Origin of the sequence: Nostoc sp., from assembly GCF_036917435.1 — a bacterium.
GTDB lineage: Bacteria > Cyanobacteriota > Cyanobacteriia > Cyanobacteriales > Nostocaceae > Nostoc.
Window position 1 is genome coordinate 1 of sequence record NZ_JBALDM010000004.1, and the last position, 23,123, is coordinate 23,123.

The 23,123-nt window shown below is 42.3% G+C and carries 22 protein-coding genes; 10 read left to right on the top strand and 12 right to left on the bottom strand.

Features of this window, described 5'->3' with window-relative positions; genetic code table 11:
• Nucleotides 1-147 precede the first annotated feature (147 nt).
• Nucleotides 148-870 carry a hypothetical protein gene (locus tag V7K98_RS01965; protein ID WP_335019086.1) on the bottom strand — a complete coding sequence of 241 codons (723 nt, stop codon included), beginning with the start codon at nt 868-870 and terminating at the stop codon, nt 148-150.
• A gap of 196 nt (nt 871-1,066) precedes the next feature.
• Between V7K98_RS01965 and V7K98_RS01970 the strand changes: the two genes are divergently transcribed.
• A complete protein-coding gene (locus V7K98_RS01970; protein ID WP_335019088.1) occupies nt 1,067-1,222 on the top strand; it encodes a hypothetical protein in 156 nt (51 codons plus the stop codon).
• Between the two features lie 148 nt (nt 1,223-1,370).
• Here V7K98_RS01970 and V7K98_RS01975 read toward each other — a convergent pair whose 3' ends face one another.
• From V7K98_RS01975 to V7K98_RS02020, 10 genes are all read right to left on the bottom strand, one after another.
• Entirely contained in the window at nt 1,371-2,984 is a 1,614-nt protein-coding gene (locus V7K98_RS01975) for an iron uptake porin (RefSeq protein WP_335019090.1), read from the bottom strand.
• 202 nt (nt 2,985-3,186) lie between these two features.
• The gene (locus V7K98_RS01980) at nt 3,187-4,233 is read right to left on the bottom strand and encodes a Gfo/Idh/MocA family oxidoreductase (RefSeq protein ID WP_335019093.1); all 1,047 of its coding nucleotides are present in this window, start codon (nt 4,231-4,233) and stop codon (nt 3,187-3,189) included.
• A gap of 418 nt (nt 4,234-4,651) precedes the next feature.
• Nucleotides 4,652-6,052: a sugar porter family MFS transporter gene (locus V7K98_RS01985; protein WP_335019095.1), complete on the bottom strand. Its 1,401-nt coding sequence runs from the start codon at nt 6,050-6,052 to the stop codon at nt 4,652-4,654.
• Entirely contained in the window at nt 6,001-6,228 is a 228-nt protein-coding gene (locus V7K98_RS01990; protein WP_335019097.1) for a hypothetical protein, read from the bottom strand. The genes V7K98_RS01985 and V7K98_RS01990 overlap by 52 nt, the downstream gene beginning before the upstream one ends.
• Nucleotides 6,197-7,195: an ABC transporter permease subunit gene (locus tag V7K98_RS01995; RefSeq protein ID WP_335019099.1), complete on the bottom strand. Its 999-nt coding sequence runs from the start codon at nt 7,193-7,195 to the stop codon at nt 6,197-6,199. Before V7K98_RS01995 ends, V7K98_RS01990 begins: the two co-directional genes overlap by 32 nt.
• Nucleotides 7,192-8,748, bottom strand: a complete 1,557-nt coding sequence (locus V7K98_RS02000) for a sugar ABC transporter ATP-binding protein (RefSeq protein WP_335019101.1) — start codon at nt 8,746-8,748, stop codon at nt 7,192-7,194. Before V7K98_RS02000 ends, V7K98_RS01995 begins: the two co-directional genes overlap by 4 nt.
• Nucleotides 8,749-9,186: 438 nt before the next feature.
• On the bottom strand, nt 9,187-10,236 hold the full coding sequence (locus V7K98_RS02005; protein WP_335019103.1) for an ABC transporter substrate-binding protein: 1,050 nt from the start codon (nt 10,234-10,236) through the stop codon (nt 9,187-9,189).
• A 94-nt stretch (nt 10,237-10,330) separates the two neighbouring features.
• The gene (locus tag V7K98_RS02010; protein ID WP_335019104.1) at nt 10,331-11,338 is read right to left on the bottom strand and encodes an ABC transporter substrate-binding protein; all 1,008 of its coding nucleotides are present in this window, start codon (nt 11,336-11,338) and stop codon (nt 10,331-10,333) included.
• A 794-nt stretch (nt 11,339-12,132) separates the two neighbouring features.
• Nucleotides 12,133-13,074 carry an inositol oxygenase family protein gene (locus V7K98_RS02015; RefSeq protein WP_335019106.1) on the bottom strand — a complete coding sequence of 314 codons (942 nt, stop codon included), beginning with the start codon at nt 13,072-13,074 and terminating at the stop codon, nt 12,133-12,135.
• A gap of 443 nt (nt 13,075-13,517) precedes the next feature.
• A complete protein-coding gene (locus V7K98_RS02020; RefSeq protein WP_335019127.1) occupies nt 13,518-14,003 on the bottom strand; it encodes a gluconokinase in 486 nt (161 codons plus the stop codon).
• A gap of 376 nt (nt 14,004-14,379) precedes the next feature.
• Here V7K98_RS02020 and V7K98_RS02025 point away from each other — a divergent pair, with 376 nt between their 5' ends.
• The 4 genes from V7K98_RS02025 (at nt 14,380) to V7K98_RS02040 (ending at nt 19,079) form a co-directional block, all read left to right on the top strand.
• Nucleotides 14,380-15,417 (top strand): LacI family DNA-binding transcriptional regulator, encoded by a 1,038-nt coding sequence (locus V7K98_RS02025; RefSeq protein ID WP_335019108.1) that lies wholly within the window; start codon nt 14,380-14,382, stop codon nt 15,415-15,417.
• Between the two features lie 38 nt (nt 15,418-15,455).
• Complete coding sequence (uxaC, locus tag V7K98_RS02030; RefSeq protein ID WP_335019110.1) at nt 15,456-16,874, top strand: glucuronate isomerase; 1,419 nt, start codon at nt 15,456-15,458, stop codon at nt 16,872-16,874.
• 102 nt (nt 16,875-16,976) lie between these two features.
• Complete coding sequence (locus V7K98_RS02035; RefSeq protein ID WP_335019112.1) at nt 16,977-17,813, top strand: SDR family oxidoreductase; 837 nt, start codon at nt 16,977-16,979, stop codon at nt 17,811-17,813.
• A 3-nt stretch (nt 17,814-17,816) separates the two neighbouring features.
• On the top strand, nt 17,817-19,079 hold the full coding sequence (locus V7K98_RS02040) for a lactate racemase domain-containing protein (RefSeq protein ID WP_335019114.1): 1,263 nt from the start codon (nt 17,817-17,819) through the stop codon (nt 19,077-19,079).
• Nucleotides 19,080-19,248: 169 nt separating this feature from the next.
• Here the strand turns inward: V7K98_RS02040 and V7K98_RS02045 are convergent, their stop codons facing one another.
• Nucleotides 19,249-19,500 carry a hypothetical protein gene (locus V7K98_RS02045; RefSeq protein WP_335019115.1) on the bottom strand — a complete coding sequence of 84 codons (252 nt, stop codon included), beginning with the start codon at nt 19,498-19,500 and terminating at the stop codon, nt 19,249-19,251.
• On the opposite strand from V7K98_RS02045, the gene V7K98_RS02050 reads away from it, so the two are divergent.
• From V7K98_RS02050 to V7K98_RS02070, 5 genes are all read left to right on the top strand, one after another.
• Nucleotides 19,490-20,362, top strand: a complete 873-nt coding sequence (locus V7K98_RS02050; RefSeq protein ID WP_335019117.1) for an RnfABCDGE type electron transport complex subunit D — start codon at nt 19,490-19,492, stop codon at nt 20,360-20,362. The genes V7K98_RS02045 and V7K98_RS02050 overlap by 11 nt on opposite strands.
• Before the next feature lie 17 nt (nt 20,363-20,379).
• Nucleotides 20,380-21,756 carry a DUF2330 domain-containing protein gene (locus tag V7K98_RS02055; RefSeq protein WP_335019119.1) on the top strand — a complete coding sequence of 459 codons (1,377 nt, stop codon included), beginning with the start codon at nt 20,380-20,382 and terminating at the stop codon, nt 21,754-21,756.
• 32 nt (nt 21,757-21,788) lie between these two features.
• Nucleotides 21,789-22,049 carry a hypothetical protein gene (locus V7K98_RS02060; protein ID WP_335019121.1) on the top strand — a complete coding sequence of 87 codons (261 nt, stop codon included), beginning with the start codon at nt 21,789-21,791 and terminating at the stop codon, nt 22,047-22,049.
• A gap of 75 nt (nt 22,050-22,124) precedes the next feature.
• A complete protein-coding gene (locus tag V7K98_RS02065; RefSeq protein ID WP_335019123.1) occupies nt 22,125-22,775 on the top strand; it encodes a sigma-70 family RNA polymerase sigma factor in 651 nt (216 codons plus the stop codon).
• 101 nt (nt 22,776-22,876) lie between these two features.
• Nucleotides 22,877-23,123 (top strand): hypothetical protein (locus V7K98_RS02070; RefSeq protein ID WP_335019125.1); only part of this gene is annotated, 247 nt, incomplete at its 3' end.

The following is a 23,123-nucleotide window of genomic DNA, read 5'->3' on the forward strand; positions in this document are numbered from 1 at the left end:
GACTAATATCGGTCGGAGTTGGTTTCGTCGCCGTCCGCTCACAATCCCCACCCTATGAGTACATTGAGGGTGGGGACTTCCGCGACTCGTTAAAAGTAAAAAGTAAAAAGTAAAAACCAAAGCTTGAAAGTTCTTTCTTTTGCCTTTTTATTCTTCCTCTACTGGGAAAAACTCTTTAGTTCTTTCCGAGTATGACCAGGCAATACCATCAGGGTCTTTACTGCGACTCCATTCAGGAAACTCTGGATCATTTCGCCGTTTATAAACCGTACTGGAATAAACACTTAGCCGTTTGGCAAGTTCAGATTGAATGAGAGAGCCAAAAATTAACTGTTTTTCCAGCGATCGTTTATCTTTTTCATGGGTTAGCTGTGGTTGTGATTCAGTTTCTGGTTGTTCCTCCTGTGGGATTGGTGGTGGTGCTAGGAGCGATCGCGCAGTTTTAGTTACTGGTTGAGCCGGAAGTTCTTTGACAGGCTCACTACTGTCAAGAATATTGCCGAGAATACTGGCAGTTATAAAGTAATAAGACTGTCCTGTATCTTCGGAATTCACTATACTGGCACCAAATTCTGAGGCTTTACCATCCAAGTAGCGTTTTGCCGTTGTTCCGGGAAAATTGCCCTTGATTGCCAAGTCCATTGGCGTAAGTCTGCCCTGATTTTCTCGAACCAACTGATGAAAAATTGGGTTAACTCGTATAGTCCACTGTTGCCATTGATATTCCTGCCAAATCTTGAAGCCAATTACCAGCACAATTAACGCTAGTAAAATTCTCCAGGTAGCAACCAGGAAAATAATCAAAAACGAGATGGGCAAAAGTAGAACGAGAAAAGCCTTGCCGTTATCTTCTATGGGTTTTTCACTCATGCTGATTTTTGCCAAGTGAATGTTGGGAAATAGTAATATATATCTTGGCAAAAATTATGACACTTTTTTGTATCTTTTGGCAAAGTTAAGGCAAAATTATCGGCAAAATCTTTACTGTGAGAGTCTTGCAAGCCTTCTTAAACTGGAAAATTTGTAATTTTTCGGCGATCGCATTGGTGAATTACATATACAAATCATGGTTTGCGCCAATCAAGCGATGCCTTCTCTACGAGACGCTACGCGATCGCACAACGAGAAGGTAAAATTTGCTGGTTGGATTAGAATGATCCAATTCCCAATGCCCAATGCCCAATTCCCATCAACAAAAAAGGGTTGCTGCCTGCAACCCTAGTTAGGGACTTCCAAATAAAAAAATACTCAACTACTTATTGTGGGGTGGGCAACATGAGCGCCCATATACAAAGGCGCTCATGTTGCCCACCCCACAAGATGGGATAATTTACCTCTTGGAAATCCCTTAGTCAACTAAACCATTCACATTAAAAATCGAAGGTTGTACGAAGTACACCCACATACTGCGTATCATTTCTACTATCGTTTTCCGGGTTAAGAATCACCCAAAAACCAGGAGTTACTGAGATATTATCGTTCAGGCGGTAGCGATAGAATGCTTCTATATGGTAAGCGGTGTCTCGGTCTTGACGGACATTACTGTTAGAAACATGTGGCGGTATACCGAAAAGAATTCCCGGCAAATTACCCTTACCACCCACATCGGGAAACGACATCCCAATCGCCCCAAACCAAGCATTGGCACTATCACCATTATTCACGAAGAGAGAATCTGTTCCACCCCTACCATTAGAAATATCACTGAAACCAGAGTTCTTCGCATTTGCCCAGACATATCCACCCCAAGAGTGAACCTGAAAATTTGGGGAAAAGCGATAGTATCCCTGTACACCAACAATACTATTGGAAGTAGCAATGTTGTTTCCAAAGGGAGCGTTTGATAGGGCGCTGCCCCTGCCGGCGTTGACATCTACAGTGCCAGCAGGGTTATAACCATGAGAATAGGCAACACCAATAGCTCCTTTTTCGCTGTAATATGCCAGGTGCGCCAGAGCATTGTAGCCGCCATCAAATAAGCCATTTTGCGCTGATGGAACGTTCGGAGTATTTGCCAAATAGCCCAAGGTGAGAATCAAGTTTTTACTGATACTCAAGTTAGCGGCTGCACCACCACCACCCCGCTCGAAGAGAGGACTGTTTTTACCAAATAGTGAGGGAATGCCATTACCATCATCTGCGATCGTGGCAGGAGTGATGTTATTTGTGATGTCGTTATAACCAATACCTGTGGGGCCAACAACGAAGGAAAGGGAATCACCAACGGGGAAGTAGTAACGGATGTGGGGAATTATCAGTGTATTGTTGCTGTCATTGTCGAAATTCAGGCGTGTCATCCCAGTGCCTGTGGCTGCCGCAATTTGACTTGTACCATTGGAATTTGTAAAGTTGCCAAATTCTAGCCGGATTCGCAATAAATCCTTACCGGTGAAGCTACTCTCTAAGTTAAGGCGACCCCGGTTTGCAAAATAAATACTGGAATCATCGCTTTTTCCACCCACTCTATTACCAAAGGTATCACTAATGGCGGTAATAATTTGAGCATTCAACTTAGTAGTGGTGGAAAATTGCTGCTCCTCTAGCGTTGCGGTATGTGCCTCCAGCGTATCCACCCGGCCACGCAGAGTTGCTAATTCTGTCGCAAACTCTGTCTGCAAATTTCGCAGCACTGTTAAATCTTCTTTCTTAACTAAATCATTAGTACCCACAGCAATTAATTCATTTACCCGGTCTAAACAGGCATTTAAACCAGCCGCAAATTCATAACGACTCAAGGCACGATTACCGCGATAGGTTGCATCAGGATAACCTGCAATACAGCCATAGCGTTCGACCAGTGATTGCAGTGCTTGGAATGCCCAATCGCTCGGTTTGATATCGGAAAGCTGGGAAACAGAATTTACTTGTCCCTGCAAATTTCTACCAGCATCTGCTGGACTCGAATTTTCTTCTGGAGGTACTGCCCAAACTGCTGGAACTGTCAACAATAAGATAAAGAAGCTATGAGAAAGGACTTTGATCATTGACTTATTAATTGAAAATGGTTAAATTCTGACTTTGTAACTAAAGAGATTACAATTGAACAAAAGTTTATAAACAGTACATCAAGACTTACAAAAACAATAGCTGAAACCATTATTTTCAGGTAGGGGCAATTTATCAATTGCCCCTATGAATTGTAGTTTTGTAGAAGTCCTAATATTTTGAGTTTAAGTTTTAGGTTACTTAAAGCAACGCTATAACTTTCTGCTCATTGCTGCTTTTAATAGCCGCTTCTATAATTCGCATTACATTAATTCCGTCTTCGGCGGTAACAGCAATTGGCTGATTATCAACAATAGATTTATATACTGCGTCGTAATAGCCTAAATAACTGCCCTGTGAGCTTTTTACTTTTTCCCGAATTACTTTTGTGTCTTTTTCTGTATGCAGTAAGCCATATTCACTTTCTGGCTCTGTATACCAATCAAGTGTATTAGGCTTGATACCCGCTATTAAATACTGTTCTTGGGCATCGGCTCTGCTTTTGAGAAAAGAACCCTTAGTGCCATGTATGATGTAGGCAGGTGCAGGCTCACGCACAAGAAAACCTGCTTTTAACTTGACGCGCAGTTTGTCGTAGTAGAGTATTAACTCGAAATAATCATCTACCTGCGATCGCAGCCTTGTGATTCGGATGTCTGCGAAAATAGCATCAGGCATCCCAAATAAATGCAAAGCTTGGTCTATTAAGTGCGGCCCTAAATTGTTTAAAATTCCTGCCCCTGGACTCGGAACTTCTACGTGTTGTTTGTGGCTGAGTGCTGGTTTATATTTTTGAAATTGAAATTCTGCTTCAATAATATCACCCAACAAGCCTTCTTGTAGAACTTTTTTTACTGTTTTAAAATCACTATCCCACCTACGGTTTTGATATATAGATAATTTCTTTCCCTTTTTTAATGCCAATTCATGCAGTTGTTGTGCTTCTTTCACTGTAGTGGTAAATGCTTTTTCTACCACTACATGTTTATCTGCTAACAAAGCCTGTTTAGCATAATCGTAATGTGTATAAGTTGGTGTATTTACCACTACCAACATTACTCGATCATCTGCTAGTAATGCTTCCAAAGAAGGATAGCTTTTTACTCCTGAATAATCTTCCTGTATGAGCTTTTTGGTTCTTTCCCAGGAGCCTGCTAATTGAAATCCGGGATGCAAATCAATGAATGGCGCATGAAATACTCTACCAGATAAACCATAAGAACAAAGAGCCGTATTGAGAGTTTCCATCTTTTTACTGATTGACTGAAGCGAAAGCTTGTATTTAGTTGTTGTTGGATATTCCAGATAAAGTTTGTATCATTAGGGCGCTCATGTTGCCATTGGTGTCAACTTAACGTGAAACCCTTGTAAAAACTGGATATTGAGTTCATTCACCACTCACTTCCCATCACGATCCGCGTTACCCCACCCTAACCCTCCCCTTATAAAGGGGAGGGAACCGGATTTCTTGTTTCCCCCCTTTATAAGGCTACGGTGTACACACAAGTCGAAAAACACAATATACATAGCTTCAATCTAGTAGGGTGCGTTATGGACGTTAGTCCTAACGCACCGAAAATCTAGGATGGTGCGTTAGCCTCCGGCATAACACACCCTTGATATCAGAATTACCAATTACGCCACAGAGGTATTAAGTGGATGTAAATTACATATCTTCTAACTCAATTCCTTTGGTTTCTTTAATAAAAAAGAGGATAAAAAAGAATGAGGTAGCCGCCGCAATTGTATAGAGTCCATAGGCAGAACCTAGACCGAAATATTGCAGTATGGGAGGGAATGTTGTGGAAATAACGAAATTCGCAACCCATTGGATTGCTGCTGCAATTGAAAGTGCAGCCGCTCGAATTTTATTATTAAACATTTCTCCCAATAACACCCAAACCACTGGCCCCCAAGAGAAACCAAAGCAAAATACATAGAGATTGGCTGCAATCAGAGCCAGAGTTCCGGCGCTTCCGATGAGGGCGGGGTTTCCAGCAGCATCCAGAGGAGCGTGGCCAAAAATATAAGCCATTGTCCCCAAGGTAAAGGTCATGCCAATTGACCCTACTATGAGCAAGGGCTTGCGACCAAATTTATCCACGAAGGCGATCGCAATTAGTGTTGTAATAATGTTGACAGCACCTGTAATCACCGTGATTGTCAGAGAACTTTGTTCGGAAAACCCGACTGCCCGCCACAAAACGCTGCTGTAGTAGAAGATTACATTAATCCCAACGAATTGCTGGAATACAGATAAGCCGATTCCTATCCAAACAATGCGAAGAAGTCCACCATTTCTGCTTAAAAGATCGGAAAACTTGGGCTGGCGTTCACGAAGTACTGTCTGCCGAATTTCTTCAATTTTTGGCAGCACGTCACCACCCAAAATCTTAGTCAGAACGTTAACAGCTTCTGGCTCTCGTCCTTTGGCAACTAAGTAACGAGGGGATTCAGGAATTGTTAAAGCCACCATTCCGTAAAATATCGCAGGCGGAACTGCTGTCCAAAACATCCAGCGCCAAGCTGCAACCCCAAACAAAAATGGCGAGTCTGCTGAACCTGCTGACACAGCGATAAAGTAGTCGCTCAATAAGGCGACGAAAATTCCCACTACGATCGCTAATTGTTGCAGAGATCCTAATCTTCCTCGCAAATGGGTGGGAGAACATTCCGCAATGTAAGCTGGCGCAATGACGCTAGCAACGCCGATTCCAATTCCACCCAAAACTCGCCAAAAGATAAAATCCCAGATTGTGAAGGCAAGCCCAGAGCCAATGGCACTGATAGTAAACAACCCGGAAGCGACCACCATTGCATTGACTCGACCATAACGGTCTGCAATTTGTCCGGCAAAGAAGGCTCCTGCGGCAGACCCCAGTAATGCTAGGGACACTGCCAGCCCTGTTACCCAACTACTGGTGTTAAAAGCTTTTGCTAGAGATAAAACCGCGCCGTTGATTACAGCAGTGTCAAAACCGAACAGAAAGCCGCCGAGTGCCGCAGCACCAGCAATCAAAATGACATAGAATGTGTTAGTTTTACGCCGAACAGTAGTAGAAGACATAGTTTATATATTGGGCATTGGGCATTGGGCATTGGGCATTGGGAATTGGGCATTGGGCATTGGGCATTGGGCATTGAGCATTGGGCATTGGGCATTAATTTAGCTATTCTTTCTCCCTCATCTCCCTCATCTCCCCAATCCCCTTTACCTTCTAGAACGTCTGCGGAGTCGGTCAATCATTACTGCCAAAATAATTACTAGTCCTTTGACGACTAGTTGCCAGAAGTAAGATAGGTTCAACAGAGTTAAACCGTTGTTGAGAATAGCAATGATTAATGCACCTAAAAGAGTGCCGCCAATGGTACCAATACCACCTGTAAAGCTGGTTCCACCTAGAATAACAGCTGCGATCGCATCTAATTCATAACCTTGTCCCAATATGCCACTGGCACTATATAGACGGCTGGCGCTCATGACTCCTCCTAAGCCTGCCAGTAATCCGCTAATGCCATAGACAAATAGCAATACCCGATTAACTTTAATCCCAGTTAATCTGGCTGCCCGCTCGTTACCACCGACAGCATATATCTGCACTCCTAAAACAGTTTGCCGCAACACAAACCAGCTAGCAATTACTGTCAGTAGTGCAATGATGACTAGCCACGGCAGAGGCCCGACGTAACTATTACCCACCCAAGCAAAATTAATGTCCCGGTTAATCAGCGTTGTACCCTTGGCAATCAAGAAGGCTACACCCCGTAAGGCTGTAAGTGAACCTAACGTCACAATAAAGGGTGGCACATCTAAGAAGGTGATGAGAGCGCCGTTGACTAAGCCTAAAAGTAATCCTGCTAGCAATGCAGCAGGTACAGCCGCCCAACTTAAAGCTGGGAGTAGTGATACCAGCAGTCCAACGACGGCAGAAACGGCCAATATTGACCCAACTGATAGGTCAATACCTCCGGTGAGAATTACAAAGGTCATTCCTGTCGCCAGCACAATATTGATTGATGCTTGACGCAAGATATTAACGATGTTACCGCCCGTAAGGAAGTTGGGAGAAAGGAATGCAAATAAGATGCAGATAATTACTAGAATTGGCAGAATACCCGCAACTTCCAGGAGAGTGCTGATTGATTTACGGTTGCGGGATGCGGGATTGTTGGCTAATTTATTGGCCGGTGGTCTGACTGTCTGACTCATAATGCTGATACCTCCGATGCTCCAGTTGCATAGTGCATAATCTTTTCTTGGGTGATTTCTTTGCCAAGACTGCCGTCCAGTTCGCCTACGAGTTGTCCCTCTCGCATTACTAAAACGCGATCGCTCATACCGACAATTTCTGATAGTTCGCTGGAAACCATTAAAATAGCAACACCTTGCGCTGCTAATTCGCTCATAATTCGGTAAATTTCGCTTTTGGCACCAATGTCTACGCCGCGTGTTGGCTCATCTAACATCAATACTCTGGGTTTAATGGCTAACCAACGCGCTAGCAGTAGCTTCTGTTGATTCCCACCAGAAAGATCCAACGCTCTAATTTCCAAATTAGCTAGACGGATATTAAAGTTTTCTACCGCGTCTGTTGACAACCGATTAACTGAACCCCAGTTAACAATTCCAACCCTTGCATCTTGCTTGAGTGTGTTGATAGCAATATTCTTGCGGGCACTCATCTCTAGAAATAAGCCTTGGTCTTTGCGGTCTTCTGGAACGTAGCCAATCCCCGCAGCGATCGCATCACTGGGCGAATTAATTTCCAGTTTTTTGCCATTTAAAAATACTTCACCACTAGCCTTTCGGTCAGCACCAAAAATCAGCCGGGATAATTCTGTGCGTCCTGCACCAACCAACCCCGCTAAACCGAGAATTTCCCCCGCATGAAGTTGAAAACTAGCTGGCTCAATCTTCTGACGTGCGTCGCTCATATTTCTGACTTCCAGCACGACGGGGCCAGGATTCATTTGCCGTTGATGTTCATAAAAGTCTTGCATGGAACGACCGACCATCATCTGCACTAATCGCTGTGGAGAAATTTCACTGCGTGTCAGACTGCCAATATATTGACCATCGCGTAAGACGCTAATGCGGTCAGCTAAGGCATAGATTTCTTCCATGCGGTGGCTGATGTAAATAATGGCAATGCCATCGCTGCGTAGTTTGCGAATTACCTCAAATAAATGCTCACTCTCGCGGTCAGAAAGTGCTGCTGTTGGCTCATCCATCACCAAAACACGGCTGTTGTCTTTCAGTGCCCTGGCAATTTCGACTTGTTGCTGTTCTGCAATTGATAAAGTACCAACTATAGTCTGGGCTGTAAAATTGGCTCCAAGACTTTCTAACACTTGCTCTGCTTCTTGTTGCATAGCTTTGCGGTCTAAAAACTGACCTCGCCGCAACTCGCTACCCATAAACATATTTTCGGTAACGGTTAAATTAGGTGCAACATTCAGTTCTTGATAAATAAGATTAATACCCGCCTTGCGTGCTGTCGCCGGATCGGTAATTTTCAGGGGTTGACCATTGATGCGAATTTCTCCTTCATCGGCAATGTAAGCCCCAGCCAGGATTTTCATCAATGTACTTTTACCTGCTCCGTTTTCACCCATCAGGGCGTGAACTTCTCCCGGATAAATGGTGAGATTAACATTTTGGAGCGCAGATACACCATGAAATCGTTTAGTAATCCCTTGCATTTCTAATACAGGGGTGGTTGTAGGTGCATCAGGAAATGAGGTTTCAATGTTTGTTGTCATGAACATCTCCTGTAAAAAGAGTTTAAAAGTCGCAATTTTGAGTTATCTTATGTGCGCTCAATAGTTCTCGCGTTACCCCACCCTAACCCTCCCCGTATGTATTGGGGAGGGAACCGGATTTCTTATTTCCCACCTTTACAAGGGGGGATTAAGGGGGGTAATTCGACTTGTGTGTACACGGTAGTTTTATTTGGGTAATTGAGCGGACTTGATATTAGAAATTTATAGCTGATGTGAAATTAAAATTATCACAAAATCATGTTTTTGAAACTGATTGCTATCTGAGAAAGTTCTGAATATCGAAAGGCAACATATCAGAACTTTTTACAGTTGCACATATATACATCATGGGTATGTGCAAAAACTATGTCAATGTGTCAAAAGACTCAATTTAAATTGGCATTATTTTTAATAATTGCAACTTTACAATTATTATTATTATTTCCAGCCCTTTTCTGTGCTGACATTATCTTTTGTAATCAGCTTAACTGGAATCAAAATGGTGGGATTGCTAGGTTTTTTCCCATTTAAAATGTCGTTGCCAACCTGAACTGCTTTTTCGGCCATCCCTCGCGGATTTTGAGTAGCGGTGGCAGCATATAAACCATCTTTAGCTGCGATCGCAGTTATTGCTTCTGGCGCACCATCAACCCCGACAATAAAGAAATCTTTACGTTGTGCTTGGTTTGCTGCTAGTTCTGCGCCAACTCCACTCGGATCGTTGATGGCAAAAACCGCATCAATTTTCGGGAATGTTGTAAGCAAATCGGTCATAACTCTCAGTCCTCCATCCCGACTACCCTCTGCATTTTGGTTTTTGGAGAGGATTTTGATATCGGGATATTTGGACAGTACGCTCTCACAGCCACTAACTCGCTGAACTACCGAGTCTACTGGCGGGCCATTAACTATTACAACATTGCCTTTACCTTTGAGGCGATCGGCAATATATTTGCAACTAACTTCTCCAGCTTGAACATTATTAGTAGTGATGGTGGCATCCACACCTCCTTCAGCACCAGTATCTACTGCAATGACAATTCTACCGGCAAGTTTTGCTTTTTCAATTGCTGGTTTAATACCACTTTTATCAGCAGCATTGACAATAATAATGTCAGTATTGGAAGCAGTAAAATTTTCAATTTGATTGGATTGTTGATTCAAATCATAGGCACTGGAAACTACAGTTACATTGACATCTTTACCCCCAATTTTCTTTGCTTCGGCCTCAGTTGCTTGTCCCATGAGGACGAAGAAAGGGTTACTTAAATCGCCAACGGTGAAGGCAACGGATCGTAATTTGGAATTTCCAGTGGCAGTTTTAGTCTCGGCACTAGTATTTGTAGCAGGTTTCGTATCGGTGTTAGTAGCAGTATTGTTATCGGGAGAGGCATTTGTACAGCCAACAACACCACCACTGATGATACTTAGTATGCTAGCTGCGATTACGCGAAGCGTAACACCAGAGGCGATCGCAATTCTTTTCATATTCACATATCTCCTAGATGTCTAAAAACAGAGTCAAGTATTGTAACCCTTGTGTATCAAGTCTTCCTGCGTATGTTGTAATTACGAATTATTCTTACCAGCCTTTGTAGTTGCTGAGGTTATCTCTAGTAACCAAGTTGACTGGAATCAGAATATTAGGTGACTCAGGTTTGTTACCTTGAATGATGTCGTTGCCAATCTGAACCGCTTTTTCGGCCATACCGGCGGGATTTTGCGCCGCAGTTGCAGCAAATACACCATTTTTGTCTTCCATTGCTTTGGTTGCATCTGGCGAACCATCAACCCCAACAATAAAAAATTCTTTGCGTTTTGCTTGTCTAGCGGCTAAGTCTGCACCCACACCGCTTTGATCGTTTGTGGCAAAAACTGCATCAATTTTGGGAAAGGTTGTGAGCAAGTCACTCATCACTCTCAAACCTCCATCCCTTGTCCCTTCAGCATTTTGGTCTTTAGAGATGAGTTTGATCTTAGGATATTTGGATAATGACTTCTCACAGCCACTGACTCGCTGATTGATTGAATCCATCGGCGTACCGTTAAGGATAACCACACTACCTTGACCTTTGATGCGATCGGCAATATATTGACAAGCAATCTCTCCAGCTTGGGTATTGTTGGAGCTAATCATTGCATCTACATCTGCATCAACGGCTGAATCTACGGCAATGACAACCTTACCTGCAAGCCTTGCTCGATCAATTACTGGTTTAACTCCTTTTTTATCAACAGCACTGAGGATAATTAAATCAGTATTGGCAGCAGTAAAATTTTCGATTTGGTTGCTTTGTTGGTTCAAATCAAAGCCGCTAGAAACCGCATTAACTCTGATATTACCACCGATTTTCTTAGCTTCTATCTCTGCTCCCTTCTGCACTGCATTATAAAAAGGGTTTCCTAAGTCACCCAAGGCGACACCAATTGTTTGCAATTTTCTATTTGGACTATTTACTTTAGTCTCTAAGCTAGTGTTGGTAGCAGTGTTAGTACCAGTATTAGTAGCAGAGTTGTCATTTGGAGCGCTATTTGTGCAGCTAACAACAGTGAAACCTAAAATGCCAACTATGAGCAAAATTCTCTTCATATTCGTTTTTTTCTAACAACGGATTTAAATTTGATAAAGGTCAGCAGAATATAAATATGCGAGTTCATCACAATATCAACTAGGTCTAATAAATTCAGCCCTAACCTAGTCATGCTGATGGTCTTGTGAATATCAACTATCATTAAATGTCTTGTGAACTGACGTGATTTGAGTTGCTAATATTCGCTTTTGTAAACTAGATATTTTATTTTAAAGCAATTTCTTGACGGTTACTCTACGTCAGAGAATCACATTAGTTTTGTTGTAAGAATACTTTTTTAATGTGCCTACAATGAAACCACTCTTTAAGTAAAACTCTAGAGATTGATATTCTTAAAAGTGTGAACTTATACTTGTCTTTTTATTAGTTTATCCCGCCTCAGTACAAAAATGAATTTTCTTTATCGAACTTTACAAAGTCAACAAAGATTTTTAATGTCTCTTTAGTCAAAACTCTTGGAACCGTAGTATTTGCAAATATTAAGTATTTTTGAGATTAGGTATAATTCAAGAAACTTAACATTTATCTTTCCAAGCTTTATAATCCAGTTTGGACATTAGAGTATGACCAATTTCAGATTTTAAGTTTTGGGTAATGTTGAAGGATTCAAAATTCCAAGTATAAAGCTAGCTTTATAGCCACTATATAAAAATCTCAAATCTCTTTCCCAGAACAGCTATCTTTGATATGGGGGTAATCTCAAATCCAAAATTGATTGACATCTCCTAGCATCTCCTAGAGAAATGAGGCGTTATTAGCGCACAGCAATAGCCAGTTATGAAGTTTCATCAGTTTAAAACTTTAACGTTGCGGGTAAATATTTAGCCACTAAATCTTCATAGTATGGTCTTAATTTTTGCCAATCAGGTGGAGTCGGGTTTTTTGAATACAAATCATAAGGATTGAATAAATTTACCCATTTAAACATTTCTGTATCGTGTTTATCCATCAAATGTTCATAAGCGTTTTCCCGATGTTGAGGATAAAATGAGTGATAGCGAAGCATATACAATGCAGGTTCAGGTAAATAGTTTTTCATCATCTGATAAAAATACTCATCATGTCCCCATGACATATGTACGTTACTCAATCCGCAATTCGGCTCGTAAATACCATATTTAGTGTTGTAATTGGGATTATTGTAGTCAGGGTTTTCTTTGAAAAACTCCGAGAAAACAATTTTATCAGAAAATGCACAACCCACAGGATAAGTATCACCGACAGTAGCCCATTGAGGCTCACCAAATAGGCAAAGCACCTTCCCCATATCATGAAATAAGCCGGTAAGTACCATCCAGTCAGGATGACTATCAGCGCGAATGGCTTCTGATGTTTGCAATAGGTGCTGTAACTGATCCATGTCTGTATCAGGATCTGAATCATCTACTAATTGATTCAAAAATTCAACCGCATCCCAGACAGACATTTCTTTTTTATCAAACTTGAGAAAATTATTTTCTTTCTCAAGGACAAAGTTATATGTTTGATTAATATGGTTTAAGCGATAAAACTCTTTCACCGTTTCTCTAGTCGGTGTTTCGTAATTTCTGTACGCTTCAGTCGTTTTACCTTCTTTAACTATGCTGTCTGGATTGGGATAGCGATTGAGTAAGTCTTCTTCCCACTCTTCTAGCGAATGTAACGGATTGTATTGAGCTTGTTCGATGGAATTCTTTAGAGTTTGAGACATGTCTTTTTGCTCGTCGACATTGATTTTTAAATCGGATTTTGGCACTTTATGCACACCTGTGCAAAAGCTGTTATGTATTTATTTTTGCACACGTGTGCAAAACAGTGTGTTAAGTTTTTCTCTATTTGCATAACTATGTACAACATACTTTGTTAAGTATTTTTTACAATCTACTCAGATCAAATAAAGTACACGAAATGTAGAGCGCAGACTTAAAACCAAGTAGTTATGCGTTCTGGGTAGCGACAATCTTGTGCCAACAGATGAATTATCTGTTGGATAGATTTTTGAATAAATAGCTTTATACACACCTGTGTAAAATCTATATTAAGTTTTTTTTCAGCTTTCTCTAAATGAGTGTTAAGTAAGTAGGCGTAAATAATTAAAGGTTTGTAGTAAGGGATTTAGCACTATTCTCAGGGCTAAAGCCCTTACTACAAGCCAATTTAAGACGTGATTAATCTTAATCTTGCGGTGTAAGCAATAAGCTAAATGCTCAAAGCCTTTCTAATGTTCTGCACAATGATTTGGGGTGGTTGTGCAACATCCATAGGTATGGTGTCTAATGGTTCTTCGAGAGTATCAAACTGGCTATTGAGGAGTTTTTCGCTCATGTAATGATTGCTACGCTCTTGTAAACGTATTTGAATTAACTCATAAGAGCCTTTCAGGTAAACTAACTTAGTACTTTCGCTATCCAATACCAAAAATTGCCGATAGCTGTCTTTTAAAGCCGAACACGCCAGCACGACATTTTTATTTTCTTGCAACCAATGTTTTATCGCTGTTTGCAAATCTTCTAACCAAGGTATTCTGTCAGCTTCACTCAACGCAATACCGCACCGCATTTTCTCAACATTCTCTGATGAATGGAAAGTATCAGCGTCACTAAACTCCCAGTTCAATGAGTCTGCTAGCAGTTTTCCTATGGTAGTTTTGCCAGAACCAGATACACCCATGATGATAATAATCATATTTTTCTGAGGAAAAGTTAAGTTATTGAGGGAAGAGGTAGGACTAAGTACAGCTTTGCGTAAAATCATGGCGAATTGAGGGTTGAAATTTAAACGCAAAGGGGCGCAGAGGTAAGCGCAAAGGTACGCAAAGAATTTGCTACGAATTAATGAAATACTGTACTAAGTAAGTAGGCACAATAAAATCACACTATCTGAAGAAAAATGAACTAAGCTAAAACCCTTATGCCTATTGCTTGTTGCCTTATCCCAACGACAATTATTTACTGAATTGTATGCAAATGTGAGTTGTATTAAAATCTCTTGACAAATAACGATTATTTTCTATAATACATACAAATGCACACGTGTGCAATATTTAAAACCTAAGATAAAAATGAATAAACGAAGAATTTCTATTGAAGATATTGCTCGGAGAGCAGGCGTTTCTCATTCTACAGTTTCGCGGGCTTTGCGAGATAATGCTCTCATTAGCCCGAAAGTGCGAGAAGAAATTAAGCAACTGGCGCAGGAGATGAACTATGTGCCAAATGCGATTGCTCAAAGTTTGCAAAATAAACGTACTAATACTATTGGTGTAGTAGTAACTTCCATTGCAGATCCTTTTTTTGCTGAGGTAGTAGACGGAATTGAACAGATAGCTAGACCAGCCGGTTTGAGTGTTTTGTTAAGTGCTTCACACCGAGATTTTGAGCAGGAAATGGCAGCTATTGATACTTTTCATCGTCGAAGAGTAGACGGAATCTTGATAGCCGATTCACGAATTAGCAAACAGCATACAAAGCAACTAACCCAAATTGCTGTACCAACAGTTCTGATTAACAGCCAGACTGAAGATCAATCGGAAATATTTCACTCAGTAGCAATAGACGATCGCTTAGGTGCTAGATTAGCCACAGAGCATTTAATTAGTCTGGGACACACCAGCATTGGTTATCTCGGTGTGAGCGATCGCAGCAGGTCGAATCAGCAGCGCCTAGAAGGATATAGAATGGCTCTTGCTGAAGCTGGTCTACCACAAAATCCTGATTGGGTTGCAATTAGTGACGAATATGATACCAGAATAAGTGATGTCGCCACGGGACAAAATATGCTATCTAAATTGTTGACTGCTGAGGTAACAGGCATCTTTTGTTACAACGATATGGTGGCGGTTGGCGCTCTTTTAGCTTGCCAAGAACTAGGTATTTTAGTACCACGAAATTTAAGCCTGGTTGGATTTGATGGTATTGCTTTAGGTCGTTACGTTACGCCTGCACTTACAACAGTCAGCCAGCCGATGTTAGAAATTGGTGGCATAGCCATGCAAATGTTACTCGATTTATTAGAAGAAAAAACTGTGGAAAACCGCGTTTTATCTCCCTTTTTAGTAGAGCGTGGTAGTAGTGCAGCATTAATAATTCGTAATTCGTAATTAAATTTATTTCGTGATAGTTATAGAGGAGCGTTAATATGTTAACCAAAAAACCGAGTTTATCTCCCGATCGCTGTTTTTCTCCAGAACCAGTTCAAAGACGACTAGCCCATCAATTTTTCGACAGCATATCTGCGTTACCTCTGGTCTGTCCACACGGCCATGTAGATCCAGCCTTGTTAGCTAATCCAGCAGCCAGTTTTGGTTCACCGACAGAATTATTTATTATCCCTGACCACTACATTTTGCGGATGCTTTATAGTCGGGGCATACCTCTGGAAGCTTTGGGTATACCTACTCGTGATGGTTCACCAACAGAAACGGATCACCGGAAAATCTGGCAATTGTTTGCTGAACATTTTTATCTATTCCAGGGTACTCCCTCCGGGTTGTGGCTCAAAGACGAACTAACTAATATTTTTGGCGTAAATAACCTAAACTCTCGCAATGCTGGACATATCTATGATTACCTAGAAAATTTGTTAGCCTTGCCTGAGTTTTCGCCTCGTGCTTTATTCAAACGCTTTAACATCGAAGTGCTTTGTACTACCGATGCAGCCAGTGATAACCTAGAGAATCAGCGATCGCTCCACCAAGAAGGTTTTACTCAAATTAGACCGACTTTTCGACCAGATGCAGTAGTTAACCTAGATGCTCCTGGTTGGCGAGAAAATCTGGCAAAATTAGAAAGCAGTATCGGTAGAGAAATTAGCACTTACACTACTTTTGTCCAAGCTTTAGAAGAACGTCGGGCTTTCTTTAAAAAAATGGGTGCGACAGCTACCGATCAAGGTGCAGCTACGCCTTATACTACACGCCTTTCCGACCAGGAAGCAGAAGCTATCTTTGCTAGAGCATTAAACGGCAAACTCAATCCAGGAGATGTGGAGCAGTTTACCGGTCATATTTTTATGGAAATGGCTCGGATGAGTGTAGAAGATGGCTTGGTGATGCAAATGCATTGTGGTGTTATGCGTAACCATAATCCGGCTGTGTTTGAGAGATTTGGATCTGATAAAGGTGGTGATATTCCGCTAAATATAGAATGGACTCAAAATCTGCGTCCATTGTTGTCAGATTATGGGAACGATCGGCGCTTCCGCTTAATCATTTTTGGCATGGATGAAAGCACTTACAGCCGAGAGATGGCTCCGTTAGCTGGTCATTATCCTACTGTATTGCTGGGGCCACCCTGGTGGTTTCATGACAGCATAAATGGCATGGAACGCTACTTTAATCAGGTAATGGAAACTGCCGGAATTTACAATACTGCTGGGTTTAATGATGATACTCGCGCTTTTGTTTCGATTCCGGCTCGTCACAATGTTTGGCGGCGGGTAGCTTGTAACTGGTTAGCTGGGTTGGTAACACGGGGATTGGTTGAGGAAGAGGAAGGGTATGATATGGCCCGCGCTTTAGTTTACGACCTTGCTAAGAGTGCTTACAATTTTGCGTAAAATCGTGGCGAATTGAGGGGTGAAATTTAAACGCAGAGGAGCGCGGAGGGAAGCGCAGAGGTACGCAGAGAGTTAATGAAATGTTGTACGGGGGAATGGTTGATGTCAGAGTTGATTTTAAGTAAACTTTTTAGCTTAAAGGAGCAGGTAGCAGTAGTTACAGGCGGTTCTGGTGTGCTTGGTGGAGCAATGGCACGGGGTTTAGCCCTTGCTGGAGCGCGAGTAGTCGTTCTGGGTCGCAATGAAGTACGGGCGGGTGCTGTAGTCGCTGAGATTACTGCTAATGGTGGAGAAAGTATGGTTGTATTGGCAGATGTTAGCGATCGCTCCCAATTAGAAATAGCTAGAGATGAAATTATACAGCGTTGGGGTCAAATAGACATCTTGGTAAACTCGGCTGGCGGTAATATTCCGGCTGCCACAATTACCCCTGATGCGACTATTTTTGATATGCCTCACGTTGCTTTTGAGGAAGTCGTTAGTCTAAACTTACTCGGTACTCTACTGCCCAGCCAAGTTTTTGGTCAAGCAATGGTCGAAAAAAAACAGCCCCACGGTTGTATTGTCAATATTTCTTCTATGTCTGCCATCCGAGTGATTAGCCGAGTAGTTGGTTACTCAGCCGCTAAAGCCGGGATAGATAACTTTACTCGCTGGTTAGCCGTCGAACTTGCCCAAAAGTATGGGGATGGAATGCGAGTAAATGCGATCGCGCCAGGTTTCTTTATTGGCGAACAAAATCGAGATTTACTCCTAAATTCAGATGGCAGTTTGACCGGGCGCGGGCAGAAAATTATCGAGCATACTCCCGCCGGACGTTTCGGAAAACCAGACGAATTACTCAGCACTTTGATTTGGTTATGTAGTCCTGGTTCTAGTTTCATCAATGGGGTAGTCGTGCCAGTAGACGGTGGGTTTAGTATCTACAGTGGAGTTTAATTTATGTATTCACTGGCTGTAACTAACGGAACACTTTCCGACGAGCAAGTTTCTGGGCTAGTTCATCAAGCTTTGGCAGACCATCATTTAGATGGACAGCGTATCCTAGTCTTGATTCCAGATAGTACCCGCACTGCTCCCATCCCGCAAATGTTTCGATTGCTGCATCAGGATTTGAGTAAAAGGGTAGCGGCTCTAGATTTTTTGATCGCTCTGGGTACACATAATCCTATGAGTGAAGAACAAATCAATCACCTAGTTGGGGTGACACCAGAGGAACGAGAGACAATCTTTAAAAAAGTTTGTATCTTTAACCACCTGTGGAATGAACCAGATACCTTTATTTCGTGTGGAGTAATTTCGGCAAACGAGATAGCAGATATTAGCCGGGGAATGCTACATCAGTCTGTTGAAGTCCGGGTTAACAAGCTTGTAACACAGTATGATTTAATCATAATTTGCGGCCCCGTTTTTCCCCATGAAGTTGTCGGTTTTTCTGGTGGAAATAAATACTTTTTTCCCGGTATTGGTGGTCAGGAAGTAATTGATATATCCCACTGGTTGGGTGCTTTAATCACCAGTTATGAAATCATTGGGACATCGGGAATAACACCAGTTCGACGCTTAATTAATCGAGCCGCTAACCTAATTTCTACGCCAAAACTTTGCTTGGCGATGGTAGTCGCACCTAAAACAAATCAGCTAGCTGGACTTTACATAGATAAACCAGAGCCAGCCTGGGAAGCTGCTGCAAAATTATCCGACAAACTGCATATTACTTATGTAGATAAGCCTTTTAAACAAGTGCTTTCAGTAATGCCCCAAATGTATGACGACATTTGGACAGCCGCTAAAGGAATGTATAAGCTAGAGCCAGTAGTGGCCGATGGAGGCGAGGTAATTATATATGCCCCTCACATTACCGAGTTTAGCTATACACACGGCGAAATTTTGTCCCAAATTGGCTATCATGTGCGGGATTATTTTCTCAAGCAGTGGGATCAATTTAAAGCGTATCCCGGTGGAGTGTTGGCTCATAGTACTCACTTAAAAGGTATGGGTACATTTGATTTTATAGAAGGTGAAAAAGCGCGGATTCGTGTCACTTTAGCGACAGGTATTTCTGCGGAACGCTGTGCTGTTCATAACTTGAACTATCGAGATCCGGCTACCATTCGACCTACAGAATGGGCTAACCGTGAAGATGAAGGGATCTTGCTTGTGCCGAAGGCTGGGGAGATGTTGTATCGGATAACATTAGCGTAACTGTAGAGAGTCCGCAAAGGTAAGGGACTTCAAAGGAATAAATTATCCAATCTTGTGGGGTGGGCATCTTGCCTGCCCAGTTCAATAGGGCGGGCAAGATGCCCACCCCACAATAATAAGTAGTTGAATATTTTTTTATTTGGAAGTCCCTAATTACAGCAAATTGCAATCAATCGTGCCACAAAAAGAAATAATCAAAGCCAGTGATATAATTCATTTTGTGATTTGTTTTGTGGCGGGTTTGGTCTAAAACTGCTGTAAGTTGAGTCAATTTTTTGACGTTACTGACAGGCCGATCGCAGAAGCACAGAGGAAGCTTTGTAACAAAATCTGTAACAGCATTACTATTTGAGCTAGTACTCGTATAGATTGATGGGAAATCTACGGGTAATCCCGGAATTGAAGGATTAATGCTGCTCAAAGATATACGAGATTATCAAATTCTCTTTCTTGGCTTGTTCTTAGTCTTGGGAATTGGTACACGAGATTGGACGCTGCGACCAGAATTAATTGGGGTAGCGATCGCCACCAGTCTCATAACTCAATGGATATTGTCATTAGTTACTGGCAAAGAACAAATGGCAAATCTTCGCAGTGCCTTAATTACATCCCTGGGACTAAGCCTGTTGTTACGGGCTGATCACTGGACGACAATGGCAATAGCCGCAGTAATTGCGATCGCTAGCAAGTTCCTCTTCCAAGTCGGCGATAAACATTTCTTTAATCCCACCAATTTTGGCATCATATCTGCCTTGATTCTGACCCCCGATGCTTGGGTTTCGCCGGGACAATGGGGTGAAGAGTGGTGGTATGGGCTATTATTTGTCGGCACTGGCAGTATGATTTTGCAGCGCGTTGGTCGTTGGGATACCACAGCAGCCTTTTTGGGTTCCTACTCCTTACTAGAGGCGATTCGTAATCTCTGGCTGGGTTGGACTTGGGATGTTTACTGGCACAGATTGATGAGCGGATCTTTGCTGCTATTCGCCCTATTTATGATTACAGATCCGCGATCGATTCCCAATTCCCGAATTGGGCGGGTAATTTGGGCAATCTGCATCGCCGGATTAACTTTTATCCTGCGAAATTATTTCTTTATTTCCACAGCAGTTTTCTGGGCGCTGTTTGCCCTTGCGCCATTGACGATTCTGTTAGATGTTCTGTGGTTAGCCCCAAGGTTTTCTTGGCAAGAGGCAGATGAAGAACTCCTAACTCCTGTACAGACGCGATTGATCGCGTCTCCTAACTCTTGTACAGACGCGATTCATCGCGTCTCTAATTAAAAATGCAGAGGTATAAAATGAGATTTTTTCGACTCTTAACGCCATTATTATTGACAATTGTAGCTGTTTTATGCTTCGCACCCGCAGCTTGGGCATTTTGTGGATTTTATGTAGCTAAAGCTGACACAAAACTCTATAACAAAGCTTCTCAGGTGGTAATTGCACGGGATGGTGAACGCACCGTCCTAACAATGGCAAACGACTTTCAAGGCGAAGTCAAAGATTTTGCAATGGTTGTACCAGTGCCAACGGTGCTGCAAAAAGAGCAAGTTCGCATCACTGAACGCAAAATTATCGAACGTTTAGATGCTTTTAGTGCGCCGCGATTGGTAGAATATTTCGATTCAGATCCTTGTGCCCCAATAGGTAATACCGATTGGATGGATGCAGCACCAGCGCCATCAGCCAGAAGTGAGGCGCAGGGTGCAAGTGGCAATCTTAGTTTGGGTGTAACAGTCGAAGCACGTTTCAACGTTGGCGAATACGACATACTGATCCTTAGTGCTAAAGAATCTGGCGGATTAGAAACTTGGCTCAAACGCAATGGTTACAAAATTCCTAGAGGTGCGAAACAGTTACTCAAACCCTACATCCGCTCCTCAATGAAATTCTTTGTTGCCAAAGTCAACTTAGATAAATTCGAGAAATCTGGCTACCAGTTTCTTCGTCCGCTACAAATTTCCTACCAGTCACCCAAGTTCATGCTGCCAATTCGTTTGGGCATGATCAATGCCACGACAGAGCAGGATTTGATTGTCTACATCCTCTCACCCCAAGGACAGGCAGAAATCACTAACTATCGGACAGTGAAAATCCCCTCTGACGCAAACATTCCCTTGTTTGTCAAAGATAAATTTGGTGAATTCTACAAATCAATGTTTCAAACTGCTTATACCAAAGAAGACAGGAAAGTTGGTTTTTTAGAATACGCTTGGGATATGGGTAGTTGCGATCCTTGTTCAGCCGATCCTCTAAGCCAAGAAGAACTGAAGCAAGCAGGCGTATTTTGGCTAGATGATAATTCTGGAAGTAATGTACCAGTATCCCCAAGCTTTCGTCGTCCCTCTCCTAGAAGTAGCGTCTTCATCTCCCGGTTGCATGTCCGCTACACCCGTGACAAATTCCCTGAAGACTTGATATTTCAACAAACTGCTAACAGTGAATCTTTCCAAGGGCGTTATGTTTTGCAACATCCGTTCAAAGGGGAACTCAAATGTCAGGCGGGTAGAGAATATAAGCGATCTTTGCCCAAGCGTTTTGAACAAGAGGCGCAAACTCTGGCTAAACTAACCAACTGGAATATCCAAGACATTCGCAACAAAATGAAGCTGAGTGTTGGTAATCTGACATATTCTTGGTGGGAAAATTTATTTTCTTGGCTGGGATTATATTGAGGGGATTGGGAATGGGGAATGGGGAATGGGGAATGGGGAATGGGGAATGGGAAAGAAGGAAAGGAGCAGGGGGCAGGGGGCAGGGAGATGAGGGAGATGAGGGGAAATTATTTAACAAGTTTCTTCCCCAATGCGCAATTCGCAATTCCCAATTCTCAATGCCCAATGCGCAATTCGCAATTCGCAATTCGCAATTCCCAATTCGCAATTCCCAATTCCCAATTCCCACTTCCCAATTCCCAATTCCCAATGCCCAATGCCCAATTCCCAATGCCCAATGCCCAAAATCTTGACGAAAGGTAATTTTTTGTAAGGTTATTATACGCAATACTAAGATATTCTTGCTTTCTTTCTGCCCCAAGATTGTCATGGTTCAATTCGATGAACAGCTACGCCGCTTAGTTACCGAAGCCTGTGGACACCCACTTGGAAGTCCTCAGCGTCAAAAGCTGCTCACGCAAATTATTCGTTTGACAGCAAATAGACTCTGGAGGGAAAGTACTCCCTACTATCAAGATGCACTACAACAAACTTGGTTGTATTTCTGCCGCAATGTTTGTGAAGGTTTGACAGGTCAAATCTATGACCCCACCTATGGCAGTGTCATCACCTGGCTGAATGCTTACCTAAAACGGAGACTACAGGACTTTTACATTAAGCAGAACCGGGAACAAGCCACAACAGTGCCGCTTCGGGTTCGTCAGTCTATATCAGGTGGAACAGGTGAAACAATCGATCCTATCGATAACCTTCCTGCTACCCCCCAAGCACCTCCCATTCTGGAAGATTTGGAGATATGGGCTAAGACCGATTCTGAAGGTGAACTGTGCCGTACTCATATTAAAGGGCGGCCAGATGTGAATTGTCAGGTGTTAATTCTTAAACGCCTACCCCCGGAAGTTAGCTGGAAAGAATTATCTGAGGAATTTGACTTGTTAATTCCGACATTAAGCAGTTTTTATCAGCGCCAGTGTCTACCACGTTTGCGTAAATTCGCTGAATCGGAAGGATTCTTTTAAACAAGAAAGGAGGCAGAGGTTTAGAGGCTATTTATAAAGTAAAAATAAAATCTCTGTAAGATCAAACCTCACCCTGAATCCCTCTCCTTAGTAAGGCTACGGTGTATACACAAGTCAGAAGAACTTCATCCACCAGAGATTTACGGTGGTTACGCTGGCGTGACAAAGCTAAAACCCATTTGTTATTTCGGCGAACCCATTTGTTATTTCGGCGAACCCATTTGTTATTTCGGCGAACCCATTTGTTATTTCAGCGAACCCATTTGTTATTTCGGCGAACCCATTTGTTATTTCGGCGAACCCATTTGTTATTTCGGCGAACCCATTTGTTATTTCGGCGAACCCATT